The following is a 257-nucleotide window of genomic DNA, read 5'->3' as shown; positions in this document are numbered from 1 at the left end:
AGCGCCTAATTGCTGAGGCCGACAAGAAGCTGGCTGAAAACGGCAAGGACAGCAAGCGCTACACGAAGGCCAGCTACGACGCGCTCACTTCCGCCCTTGCCGAGGCAGCAAACCTGGTTGACGCTAAGGACCTAACTTCGATTCTTGCCCCGGGTGAGGCGGGCCCGCTGAATACTCACGCTGATTTCGACCGTGCCGCTAAGGCGCTAACAGCGGCAATTGCCGGGTTGGTGAAGGAAGAATACAAGGCCCCGGAT

1 protein-coding gene is annotated in these 257 nt (G+C 59.1%); it reads left to right on the top strand.

Annotated features, from left to right (window positions below):
* Positions 1-257: hypothetical protein (locus QP381_RS09190; RefSeq protein ID WP_285068717.1), on the top strand; the 257-nt coding region annotated here is incomplete at both ends.

The sequence above is a fragment of the Pauljensenia sp. UMB6358 genome, from assembly GCF_030216865.1.
Taxonomy (GTDB): Bacteria; Actinomycetota; Actinomycetes; order Actinomycetales; family Actinomycetaceae; genus Pauljensenia; species Pauljensenia turicensis_A.
The sequence above is the reverse complement of the archived record's forward strand: the minus strand, read 5'-3'. Positions and strand labels throughout refer to the sequence as shown.